The sequence below is a fragment of the Daejeonella oryzae DSM 19973 genome (genome assembly GCF_000422945.1).
In the GTDB taxonomy this organism is placed as follows: domain Bacteria; phylum Bacteroidota; class Bacteroidia; order Sphingobacteriales; family Sphingobacteriaceae; genus Daejeonella; species Daejeonella oryzae.
On sequence record NZ_AUHA01000002.1, the window covers coordinates 1,402,408 to 1,415,005 of the forward strand.

At 38.1% G+C, this 12,598-nt stretch carries 10 protein-coding genes; 3 read left to right on the plus strand and 7 right to left on the minus strand.

The window, feature by feature from the left end:
• Positions 1–6: 6 nt before the first annotated feature.
• From G521_RS0106510 to G521_RS0106540, 7 genes are all read right to left on the minus strand, one after another.
• The gene (locus tag G521_RS0106510; RefSeq protein WP_026897826.1) at positions 7–927 is read right to left on the minus strand and encodes a TIGR01777 family oxidoreductase; all 921 of its coding nucleotides are present in this window, start codon (positions 925–927) and stop codon (positions 7–9) included.
• A 190-nt stretch (positions 928–1,117) separates the two neighbouring features.
• On the minus strand, positions 1,118–1,546 hold the full coding sequence (locus tag G521_RS0106515) for a CBS domain-containing protein (RefSeq protein ID WP_026897827.1): 429 nt from the start codon (positions 1,544–1,546) through the stop codon (positions 1,118–1,120).
• A 66-nt stretch (positions 1,547–1,612) separates the two neighbouring features.
• Complete coding sequence (locus G521_RS0106520) at positions 1,613–3,052, minus strand: SDR family oxidoreductase (protein ID WP_026897828.1); 1,440 nt, start codon at positions 3,050–3,052, stop codon at positions 1,613–1,615.
• Between the two features lie 34 nt (positions 3,053–3,086).
• On the minus strand, positions 3,087–4,403 hold the full coding sequence (locus tag G521_RS0106525) for an ABC1 kinase family protein (protein ID WP_026897829.1): 1,317 nt from the start codon (positions 4,401–4,403) through the stop codon (positions 3,087–3,089).
• 33 nt (positions 4,404–4,436) lie between these two features.
• On the minus strand, positions 4,437–5,090 hold the full coding sequence (locus G521_RS0106530) for a TetR family transcriptional regulator C-terminal domain-containing protein (RefSeq protein ID WP_026897830.1): 654 nt from the start codon (positions 5,088–5,090) through the stop codon (positions 4,437–4,439).
• Between the two features lie 9 nt (positions 5,091–5,099).
• Positions 5,100–5,750 carry a flavin reductase family protein gene (locus tag G521_RS0106535; protein WP_026897831.1) on the minus strand — a complete coding sequence of 217 codons (651 nt, stop codon included), beginning with the start codon at positions 5,748–5,750 and terminating at the stop codon, positions 5,100–5,102.
• Between the two features lies 1 nt (position 5,751).
• Positions 5,752–6,459, minus strand: coding sequence for an SDR family NAD(P)-dependent oxidoreductase (locus G521_RS0106540; protein WP_026897832.1), 708 nt, complete (start codon positions 6,457–6,459; stop codon positions 5,752–5,754).
• A 392-nt stretch (positions 6,460–6,851) separates the two neighbouring features.
• Between G521_RS0106540 and G521_RS16635 the strand changes: the two genes are divergently transcribed.
• The 3 genes from G521_RS16635 (at position 6,852) to odhB (ending at position 12,539) form a co-directional block, all read left to right on the plus strand.
• Entirely contained in the window at positions 6,852–8,279 is a 1,428-nt protein-coding gene (locus G521_RS16635; RefSeq protein WP_036678266.1) for a DASH family cryptochrome, read from the plus strand.
• A 223-nt stretch (positions 8,280–8,502) separates the two neighbouring features.
• The gene (locus G521_RS0106555) at positions 8,503–11,295 is read left to right on the plus strand and encodes a 2-oxoglutarate dehydrogenase E1 component (protein ID WP_026897833.1); all 2,793 of its coding nucleotides are present in this window, start codon (positions 8,503–8,505) and stop codon (positions 11,293–11,295) included.
• 20 nt (positions 11,296–11,315) lie between these two features.
• On the plus strand, positions 11,316–12,539 hold the full coding sequence (gene odhB, locus G521_RS0106560; RefSeq protein ID WP_026897834.1) for a 2-oxoglutarate dehydrogenase complex dihydrolipoyllysine-residue succinyltransferase: 1,224 nt from the start codon (positions 11,316–11,318) through the stop codon (positions 12,537–12,539).
• Positions 12,540–12,598: the final 59 nt, after the last annotated feature.

Below are 12,598 nucleotides of genomic sequence, written 5' to 3' on the forward strand. Positions count from 1 at the left end.
TAGTTTTTATTCTTCACTATAAATATCCTTCAGAGCGGCTTCTACCGTGTTAAAATTAAACTGAAATCCTGCTGATTCAATTTTTTTTGAAGATACTTTAGCACTTCCCAAAACGATGACACTCATTTCTCCCATTAATAATTTTAGTGCAAATGCCGGTACATTCGGTATTCTGATCTTTTTATTTAAAGCTGAGGCAATAGAAAGCATCAGATGATTATTGGTCACAGGATTTGGGGCTACCATATTATAAACACCTTCCAGATTTTCATTTTCTACCGCAAAACCATAAAGTCTTAATGCATCTGAATGGTGAATCCAGGAAACCCATTGTTTACCATCGCCCAAGCCTGCACCAAATCCGGCTTTTACGGGTTTATCCATTTCAGGTAATGCTCCGCCCTCTGCGGCCAGCACCACGCCGGTACGAAATTTCACAATGCGAAGCCCCAGATCAGAACCTTCATCTACCGCATTTTCCCAGTCGATACATGAATGAGCCAGAAAGTCATTGCCTGCAGAACTGTCTTCATTTAAAAGTTCGTCATCTCGATCGCCGTAAAAGCCAATAGCCGATGCAGATATAACTGTTTTTACCTGATGATTTTGTTTTTGTTTCAGAAGATTATATATCAATCGAATAGATTCAGTTCTGCTTTCGATAATCTTTTTTTTACGATTTGCGGTCCATCGTTTTTCAGCAATTCCTTCGCCCGCAAGGTGGATAATGATGTCCACGCCATCGATGCAGGTTTCATCAATTTGCTTATTATATACATCCCATTTAAAAACTTTTATTCTGGGATTGCCATGAGGTTCAGGATTGCGGCTTAAATGGTGCAGCCGATGACCTTGCTGCAATAAAAATCTGCTTAGAGGTTTTCCGATTAAGCCCGTTCCTCCGGTTAAAAGTATAGTTTTACTCATGATTTTTCAGGCTTGCATTGTAATGAAATTATGTATGAATATGTTATTGCAAGCTTTATACCACTTACGGAAAAAAGTGTAAAAACGCTTTAGCTGAAGCACCAAAATTTAACAATAATAGGTAAACCCGCTAATAGAAGAATGATTATCGATTCTATGTTAAAAGCAGGAATGCATACGGCCGCCGTTTTTAGCTGTTGATGTATTTTTCCAATTGCTCTATCGTTTTTTTCTGATCCTCGATTACAAAGCGGACAAGGTCACCAATAGATACCATGCCAATAACTTTATCGTTTTGCAGAACAGGAAGATGCCTGATATGTTTTTCTGTCATCACCTTCATGCAATGATCTATGGTATCATCGGGAGTAATGGTAATGATATCTGAACTCATAATTTCTTTGATTTCAGTCTCCCTGGATGTTTTTCCTTTTAAAATGATTTTGCGTGCATAATCACGTTCTGTAAATATTCCTTCAAGTTTATCATTTTCAATAATCAGCAGTGCACTTATGTTTTTTTCCATCATTAATTCCAATGATTCGAATACAGATGTATTTCCATTTACAGAAAAAATTAAGCCGGATTTGGTGTTGAGAAGATTTTTTACTGATTTCATAAGAGTGTGTTTTCTTACTTAAATCTAAAGAAATATTATGATTACCAGATATTTAATCATTGAATATTACTTGAATCTGGTGATCTGCTTTGCCATTCCATTAAATATAAATAAGTGGAATGGCCACATAAGATACCAGTAAACTCTTCCCCATAAACCATTAGGTCTGAAAGTAGCTATCTGGCTCAAAACCGAACTTCCGTTTCTTTCCAAAACTTTAAATTCAAGCCAGGCTTCTCCGGGGAGCTTCATTTCGGCATAAAGTAACAAGCGTTTATTCTGCTTATCTGCCAGTAAAACCCTCCAAAAATCCAGCGCATCACCTGCTTTGATATCTGCATTGCTGGTTCTTCCGCGGCGTGAGCCAATTCCTCCAACCATCCTGTCGAGTAAGCCGCGTAATTCCCATATCCAGTCCCAGTAATACCAGCCCCGGCTTCCGCCAATGCTCCAAATGTTATCTAAAACTTCATCAGAAGTTCTGTTAAAAGGCATTTTTACCTTGTATTCCATCGTTCCGTTTTGCGGAACTCTTATCTGATCCATGAAAGACGTTTCCAGGTAGCCCCGGTTTAAAGCATCTTTCCAGCTGGAAACAATGGAGTTTTGTTCAATTTTTTCAAAAGCCAGAGTTAGAGCTTCGGTATAGCTTAAACATTTCCTGGGAATCAGTTTTTTAATGTCATCGTTTTTGCAAATAACCTCGTTAACCATACTATCCACCAAACTCCGGGCGAGTTGATAAGGAACAGATGTTACAAAATATAGCCATAAGGACGATAGACGGGGAGTTAAAAAGGGCACGCCGATGATCCATCTTTTTAAATTCCTTACAGAAGCATACTTGGTAAGCATTTCCCGGTAGGTTAAAATATCCGGACCGCCTATGTCGAAGGTTTTATTAAAGGATTCTTCCATTCCAAGAACAGAAGTAAGATAAGCTACCACATCACGTATAGAAATGGGCTGACAGCGGGTTTTTACCCATTTGGGAGCAATCATTACGGGCAGCTTTTCAACCAGATCGCGGATAATTTCAAAAGATGCACTTCCTGAGCCGATAATTATTGCAGCCCGCAAAGTTGTACACGGAACTTTGCTGCTTTTTAAAATTCGCTCAACTTCAAACCGGGAGGTTAAATGTTTGGAGAGCTTGTCATCATTTACAATTCCGGTAAGGAAAATGAGTTGTTTACATTGCGTTTGCTCAATGGCCTGTACAAAGTTTTTGGCAGAATCTGATTCTAATTTATCAAATGCATCGTTATTGGATGACATGGAATGAACCAGATAATAAGCCGCATCCAGATCAGCGGGTATATCTTTTAAAGTTTCGCTTTTTAAAAGGTCGCCTGTTATGATTTTAACTTTATCTCCAAAATCACTATCCTCTTTAAATCTGCGTTTATCTCTAACCATGCAAACCACTTCATGGCCCAGCTGTAATAGAACAGGTAAAATTCGGGTGCCTATATATCCGTTTGCTCCGGTAAGAAGGATTTTCATTTGCAGTAGTTAATAGTATGATATAATTTAAATCTTATTTTAACATGAACCGGTCAACGTGCGGCTTATAGGTATCAGTTTTAACTTTCGCCCCCAGATCATGCAAAATGTTGTATAAACCAAAATTTGTTCGGTTAACATATATAAAATGCTTAACACCGCGGGCTTGTTTGAATTCAGGCATTTTTGAAATCTTTTCTCCATATCCATACAGTTTTTCGAAGTATTCAGTCTGGCTGAAATCAAAACTATCAGACATATAAGGCTGGGCGAACAAAGAAATCATTTCCTTATACGCCTGGTAATAAAATTCAACCTGCTCCGGATTATCTTTGTCCTGAATCATTTCCAATTCCCTGAATGCTTTAATGGTTTCTTCTTTGTTTTCTAAAAGATCAGTAGCCGTTAATGAAAAGAAAGGGTAATAAAAATCATCAGGCATTTCTTTAATACACCCAAAATCGATGATTCCCAATTTCCCTTCTGCTGTAATCAGGAAATTTCCGGGATGCGGATCTGCATGCACAGCCCTCAATTCGTGCTGTTGAAAGTTGTAAAAATCCCATAGAGCCTGCCCGATCTGGTTTCTCAATTCCTGGGAGGGATTACTTTTCATAAATTCTTTCAGATGCTGTCCTTCAATCCAGTCCATACTGATGATACGTTTGCTGGATAATTCAGGATAATAGGTTGGAAAAACAACATTTTTTAAGTCTCTGCAAGCTTCAGAAAATTCTATCGACCGTTTAAGTTCCAGATCATAATCAGTTTCCTCCAGTAAACGTTCCTCCACTTCATTCATATAAATTTCCAGTTCTTTCTGACTCATGCCAAGTAATCTGAAAGCAAACGGTTTTACCATTTTAAGATCAGAAGAAATACTGTCGCCCACGCCCGGGTACTGAATTTTTACCGCCAGTTTTTTCCCGTAAAGGCTGGCTTCATGTACCTGGCCAATAGAAGCCGCATTTTTAGATCGGATATTAAACTGATCAAAAATCTCACTTGGAGTTTTACCGAAATATTTACTGAACGTCCGGACAATTAGTGGTCCGGATAAGGGCGGAGCATTATATTGAGATAAGGAAAACTGGTCTACATACGCTTTAGGCAGAATGTTTTTATCCATACTCAGCATTTGGGCAACCTTAAGTGCACTGCCTTTTAATTCGCTTAAAGAGGCATAAATATCTGTTGCATTATCCAGATTTAATTCTTCTTTGCTTAAAGCCGGATTGAATAGTTTTTTTGAATAATGTTTAATGTAATTTCCGCCAACTTTAAATCCGGTTTTTACGAAGCGGGCAGATCTTTCTGTTTTGGAAGTTGGAATACTGTTTTGTTCTTTCATAATCCTGATTGGAATTCCTGTAAAGGAAAATTTTTAAAACTTCATGTTTTGTTTCATGCCGCCATTGTTCATCATAAACTTTCCATAATCAATCAGGCTATCCAGCGGGGATTTTTCAAACAAATCAAAAGTTACTGTAATGCCTTTCTCAATAGCTTCATCGGTTTTCTCAAAACCTGCGCTGTTATCTTTAGCCCAAAAATTAAGAATGAAACCAAATTGAACCCACAATGCGTCTTTATATTTATCGGAGAAAAACCGCCTGTCAGCAAGTTCACCGGACTCAATTCCCTGCTGTATGATATTTACCGCAAAATGTTCGAAAACTTTCTTTGCACCTTTTAAAACAGGAGGAGTTCCAAATGATTTTGGCGAATTATTCAGGCTATACAGTACAAAACTTCTTCTGCTTTTTAATAATTCTATTAGTCCGTAAAAAAAGGCAAGTGCTTTTTCACGGGCACTGTATTGCTCCCAGATCTCCTGAGTTTGAACTTCAAAAAGAACTTTTCCGGTTAAATCCGTCCAGATAGATTCTTCAATTCCTTCAAAAGATCCAAAGAAATTGTAAAATTCTTCCTCTGTTAAATTGTTCTCTTTTGCGAAAACGTACACCGATTTAGGTTTATCGCCCTGCGTTAAAACATAATCTATGTAAGCATTTTTTAATTCTTCTGCAGTTGTCATATGATTTATCTAAATGTTTTGATTGTTAATGATCATTGGTTCTTTGCCGGGTTTGGCATATGCAAGCCGGCTTAACGGAGCTGTTGTATAATAACTATCCAGACCTGCTACCGTAACACTTCCGGCCTGGTTTAAGTTTATAAAACCATCATCAGATAAAATGCCGTCTTCAAATTGAATCAGCTTAATTTCTCCGATTATTATGTTGGTGTTATTTAATTCTACCGGGATAATCTGCTTTAATTCCAAACCAATTTTGATGTTCGATTCGCCTACAAAAGGTGCTGAGAAATCAGAAATATACTGTTCTGTAAAATTGCAGTTTTTAAATTCAGAATCTCCCTCTGCATATCGGGCACTGGTTTGATGAGCATCTTTATAAAAAGATTCCCTCACGTTATTTAAGGTGTAGAATTTTTGTGAAATGATGTTTTTTAAAGTACTATGTTCGTTTCCATCAGGTCTTACTACCATACCGATGAGCGGCGGATTGGCACCTAAATGAAAAATTGAATTAAAAACAGCAAGATTAGACCGGTCATCCGGACTTAGAGTTCCTACAAGCTGCAAACTTTTGAATCCTGAAATACTGTTTATAAGTGTAGACCTGAACCGATTGTCCAAGTTATTCAGGTCAGTATGTGAAAAAGTTTGTATCATATTAAACTCTTAATGATGAAAGTCCGCCATCTACATGCAAAACTTGTCCGGTAATCCATGTACTTTCATCTGATAACAGAAATAAGGAGGCTGATGAAATATCTTCAGCATTTCCAATTCTACCTAAAGGATGGCGCTTTGCAGAAACTTCTCTTTTCTCGGGTGAAGAAAGCAGAGCTGAAGCCAGTGGAGTATCTGTTAATGATGGAGCTATGGTATTTACCCGGATTCCTGAGAAGGCAAATTCGGCAGAAAGTGAAATGGCCAGTCCTTCTACTGCACTTTTGGAAGCCGATACCGATGAATGAAAATTCATTCCGGTTTTAGCGGCTACGGTGCTGTATAAAATGATGCTGGCATTCCCCGATTTTTTTAATTTATTGATTACCTGCCTGATTACTTTAACGGCTCCTAAAACATTTACACTAAAATCATTAATAAAATCCTGGTCAGTTAATCTGCTGAAAGGCTTTAAGTTGATGGTACCCGGACAATAAACTACTCCGTCAAGTTTCTCAGGTAATTGCGAGTTTAAATCAGACAAGTCATCTGAAATATCCAGTTGGATTTTCTCACCAGGAAATGTTTTGCTGATATCTCTTGAAGTAGAAAATACTTCGGCTCCGCCTTCGATCAGCTTTTCAGCTATTGAAAAGCCAATGCCCGAACTTCCACCTATAATTAAATACGTTTTGCCTTCAAATTTCATATTTTATTAAACTTACTGTTTATCACAAATCTGACGAATTGCCTGTTTTCATCCTGTCTTTTTGTGTCATATTTATGTCGTTGTCAACTAAATATGTTAAAGCTTACATATTTATGATAATGAGATTAATTTGGAATCTCATCTTTCCACAATTAAGCACTCTAATAAATTTGTCAGCTATATAACAGGATATTTTCGAAATCCAAATCTTACACATTCATGATATTTTAAATGGTCATTATGTGCTTACTTTGAAATGGATTTATGGATTATTTGCTTATTAAATATTAAATGAATTACGGAATTGACAGTTATGTCGATTTTTAATTATATAATTAGACGTGGATCAATAATGTGTAATTGGTTTAGCTTTAAAAATTTTATGAATTAGGATGAGTGATAAAACTATTTTAGTTTGGTTCAGAAAAGATTTAAGAATTCATGATAATGAAATTTTGCTCGAAGCAAGCCGCAAAGCAGATTTCGTTATTCCTTTTTATTGCTTTGATGAACGTCATTTTCAACCAGCCTCGTTTAATACATTAAAAACAGGTGTTTTCAGAGCCCAATTTCTGCTTGAAAGTGTTGCTGATCTGAAACAATCGTTACAACAATTAGGAGGGGATTTATTGATCTCTAAAGGCTTACCCGAAGAGATCATTCCGGCTCTGGTTCAAAAATATAAAGTCTGTGAAGTGTATCACCACCGCGAAGTGGCTTCAGAAGAAACAGGAGTTTCAGAGAACGTTGAACGGGCTCTGTGGAAACAAAAAATCAACCTGAAACACTTTATCGGGCATACATTATATCATAAAGAAGATCTGCCATTCCCGATAAAAGATATTCCGGATGTTTTTACCACTTTCAGAAAAAAGGTAGAACGTGAAAGCAGGGTAAAGCCTTGTTTTGAAACACCTCAAATTATCCGCAAGCCCGCCAATTTGGAAAGTTCCAAAGTTCCGGATCTTTACGAGCTTGGATTTACCCAAAAGCCGGTTGCCGATCCGCGTTCGGCTATTGAAATTAAAGGAGGAGAATCAAATGGTACAGCCCGCTTGAAATCATATTTCTGGGATACGGATTCTTTAAAAAATTATAAAAATACCCGAAACGGATTAATTGGATCTGATTATTCCTCCAAATTTTCTTCCTGGCTCTCCCTTGGTTGCTTATCGCCGAGAGAAATTTATTGGGAAATAAAAAAATACGAGCGTGAGCGTATTGCAAATGATTCTACTTACTGGTTATCTTTTGAACTATTATGGCGGGATTATTTTCGCTTTATGTTTAAAAAACACGGAAATAAATTTTTCCAAAAAAGAGGATTTAAAGATTCTTACCCGGAAGAGGCAGAAAATCAGGTTGAATTATTTGAATGCTGGAAATCCGGGCAAACCGGAATCCCATTTATAGATGCCAACATGCGTGAATTAAATGCAACCGGATTTATGAGTAATCGTGGCAGGCAAAATGTGGCGAGTTTTCTGATAAAGGATTTAAAAGTTAACTGGACCTGGGGAGCAGCGTATTTTGAGGAGCAACTGATTGATTATTGTCCGTCAAGTAACTGGGGAAACTGGGCTTATGTAGCAGGAGTTGGAAATGATCCGCGAGACAACCGATATTTTAATGTGTTGAAACAGGCCAGAGAATACGATCCTTTAGGAGATTATGTGCGATTATGGATTCCGGAGCTTAAAAATATTCCCTTAGGCAAAATTCACGAACCCTGGAAATTGCCTGCAGATAGACTGGCAGATTATCAGGTAACTATCGGAAAATCATACCCAAATCCTCTTTCTGAAATTGTGTCCTATTAATATTATCTCGCATAATAACTCCCTGTTTTCTTTACTTAAGGAATTTAAAATCGGGCGGATCTCTTTCTCCAATCAGTGAATTATATTTAGTTATTAAAAAAGCTAAAAGCCGGATAACTTCTCTGCTAATAATTAAGCTGTTTAAAAAATTGAAATTCACTCGTTCTTTTAGCTGTTTCTAGGCTTAAAATCTTATTTTTGTCCCGCAATAGATATTATTTAAATGGATAAATTATCTTACATCAGCAACGCAAGTGCTGACTACATAGATTCACTCTATCAATCATATAAAGAAGATAATTCCTCAGTGGATTTTGGTTGGCAGAAATTTTTTGAAGGTTTTGACTTTGGCAGGGGATCTGAAGCCGGTACGGTTTCAGTAGAAACTCCTGATCATTTTTTGAAGGAAATCAATGTTCTGAATCTGATTAACGGCTATCGTGAACGCGGCCATCTTTTTACAAAAACAAATCCTGTGCGCCAGCGCCGCCCGTATTTTCCGGGTAAAGAACTGGAAACTTTCGGTTTAAACAACCAGGATCTGGACACCGTATTTAGTGCAGGAATTGAAGTAGGATTAGGCCCGGCTAAACTTCGTGATATAGTAGAACTGGTGGAGCAAACCTACTGCCAGTCAATTGGAGCCGAATATAAATATATCCGTAGTCCCGAAAAGTTAAAATGGTTTGAGCAACGGATGGAAAGCGAGCGTAATACGCCAAAATTTTCTATCGATACTAAAAAGAGAATACTCAGGAAATTAAATCAGGCTGTAGTTTTCGAGAATTTTCTGGGAACAAAATTTTTGGGCCAGAAGCGTTTTTCTTTGGAAGGTGCGGAGTCTGTAATACCGGCACTTGATTCTATTATAGAAAAAGGTGCTGATTTAGGTATAGAAGAATTTGTTATTGGGATGGCGCATCGCGGTCGTTTGAACGTGCTTGCCAACATCATGAATAAAACCTATACAGATATCTTTTCTGAATTTGAAGGTAAGGGATACGATGCTAATTCTCCATTTGGTGGAGATGTGAAATATCACCTTGGTTTTTCAACCGATGTAGAGGTAGCTTCCGGTAAAAAAGTTCATTTGAGCTTATGTCCAAATCCTTCTCACCTGGAGGCAGTGGATCCTCTGGTTGAGGGAATGGTGCGTTCTAAAATAGATTTTAAATACGATGGAGATTATAAACGTATAGCTCCGATTTTAATTCATGGCGATGCTTCTTTAGCAGGTCAGGGAATTGTATATGAAGTTTTGCAGATGGCTAAACTCGATGGTTACAAAACCGGCGGAACAATTCATCTGGTAATTAATAATCAGGTTGGTTTTACTACCAATTTTAAAGATGCCCGGTCTTCTACTTATTGTACAGATCTTGCAAAAGTTACGCTTTCACCTGTTTTCCACGTAAACGGAGATGATGTGGAAGCATTGGTTTATGCCATCAACATGGCAGTGGAATATCGTCAGAAATATCATAATGATGTATTTATAGATGTTTTATGTTATCGTCGTTATGGCCATAATGAATCTGATGAGCCAAAATTTACACAGCCATTATTGTACAAAGCCATAGAAAAACACCCCAACCCAAGAGAGATTTATAACAAAAAACTCATGGATCAGGGAAGTGTTGATGCAAACCTGGCAAAGGAAATGGAGAAAGACTTCAGGGCCATGCTTCAGGAACGCCTGAATGAATCCAAGGAAGACAAAGATTTCTCAGAAGTGAATCCTGTTTTTTCTGGTGCCTGGAAAGGTCTACGCTTAGCTACTCCCCAGGATTTGATCCAGCCTTCTGATACGGTTGTTTCAAAATCTGATTTCCTGGAAATCGCAAATAAAATCACCAGTCTTCCATCCGACAAGAAGTTTTTCAGAAAAATTGAGAAATTATTTGAAGACCGTAAGCGCATGGTTGAAAATGAAACATTTGACTGGGCCATGGGCGAATTAATGGCTTATGGAACATTGCTTGAAGAAGGATTTAGGGTGCGTGTAAGCGGACAGGATGTGGAACGCGGTACATTTTCTCATCGTCATGCAGTTTTGACTTTGGAAGATTCTGAAGAAGAATATGTTCCTTTAGCCCAGCTGGAAGGTGGAAAAGCTAAATTCGATATTTTCAATTCCCATCTTTCTGAATACGGTGTTTTGGGATTTGAATATGGATATGCATTAGCTAATCCGCAATCGTTAATTATTTGGGAAGCTCAGTTTGGTGACTTTTTTAACGGCGCCCAAATTATTATAGACCAATTTATTGTTAGTGCAGAAACTAAATGGCAGCGTTCTAACGGATTGGTTATATTGCTTCCGCATGGTTATGAAGGTCAGGGACCGGAGCATTCATCAGCCCGGATTGAGCGGTTTTTAGCAATGTGTGCCAGCGAAAATATTCAGGTTGCAAATGCAACAACTCCGGCTAATTTTTTCCATTTACTACGACGCCAGCTCAAACGTGACTTCCGTAAACCTTTAGTTGTTTTTACACCGAAAAGTTTATTAAGAAGTGCGGCTTGCGTAAGTAAACTTGATGAATTTACTTCTGGTGGTTTTAAGGAAGTTATTGATGATTCGTTTGTAAAAGCGGCTGATGTTAAACGTGTATTATTTTGCTCGGGTAAGATTTATTATGATCTTTTAGATAAACAGCAACTAGACAAGCGTAAAGATGTGGCAATTGTGCGCTTAGAGCAGCTATATCCTATTCCGTATGATCAGTTGAACGAAATTAAAGCAAAATATAAAAAAGCCAAGCAATTTGTTTGGGTTCAGGAAGAACCTGAAAACATGGGTCCATGGCCTTTTATCAGCCGTAAATTCCGTGAATCAGAATTTAATTTTAAACTTATATCCCGTAAGGAAAGCAGCAGTACCGCCACCGGATATGCCAAACAGCATATTGCGCAACAATTAAGTATTATTGGCAAGGCGTTTGAAGATGCTGCTGGTCCTGAGATTAAAAAACAAATTCAAAAAGCAACTGACAAAGCTGTTAATATTGACTAAAACGATATAATCAAAACCATATGAGTTTAGAAATCAAAGTTCCGCCAGTAGGTGAATCTATTTCAGAAGTAGTATTATCCAGCTGGATAAAAAAAGACGGTGATTATGTAGAGATGGATGAAGTGATTGCAGAACTGGAATCGGACAAGGCCACTTTCGAATTAACGGCCGAAAAAGCAGGAACTTTAAAAACTATTGCAAATGAAGGTGACACACTTTTAATCGGAGCAACAGTTTGCCAGATTGAAGAAGGGGGCGCAGCTCCTGCTGCTTCTGCTTCAAAATCAGAAGAATCAACTTCATCAAAAACACCGGAGAAATCAGAAGAAAAACCTGCTGAAAAACCGGAAACGTATGCTTCCGGAGTTCCATCACCCGCCGCTGCTAAAATTTTGGCTGAGAAAGGTGTGGATAGTTCTTCTGTAAATGGTTCTGGTCCCGGTGGCCGCATCACTAAAGAAGATGCAGTAAAATTTGAGAAGAAAGAAGCTGCAAAACCACAGTCTGCCGCTACGTCGCCTCAACCTGCAGCAGTTGCCGGAGCAAGAGCAGAACGTCGCGAAAAGATGTCTTCGCTTCGCAAAACCGTAGCAAAAAGACTGGTTACTGTTAAAAATGAAACGGCCATGCTGACTACTTTTAATGAAGTAGATATGCAGCCGGTTATGGAAATCAGATCTAAATATAAAGATAAGTTTAAAGAGAAATTTGGTGTTGGTTTAGGCTTTATGTCCTTCTTTACCAAAGCAGTTTGCGAAGCCCTGAAAGATTTCCCGGCAGTAAACGCTCGTATAGATGGTGAAGAAATTGTTTACAATGATTTTGCTGATATCTCTATAGCAGTTTCAGCGCCGAAAGGTTTAGTTGTTCCTATTATTCGTAATGCAGATTCTATGAGTTTGGCTCAAATAGAAAAAGCGGTAATGGAACTTGCCGGAAAAGCTCGCGAAAGCAAGTTAACACTGGAAGAAATGACCGGCGGAACCTTTACCATTACCAATGGTGGCGTATTTGGTTCGATGATGTCTACTCCAATTATAAATGCCCCGCAATCTGCAATTCTTGGAATGCACAATATTGTGGAGCGCCCGGTGGCTTTAAATGGTCAGGTTGTAATTCGACCGATTATGTACATCGCTTTATCTTATGACCACCGGATTATAGACGGTCGTGAATCTGTCGGATTTTTAGTTCGGGTAAAACAATTATTAGAAGATCCGGCCAGATTATTATTGGGCGTTTAATTGATCTCATAAAAATAACCCCGTTAACGGGGTTATTTTTTAGCTACTATTTTAAAATC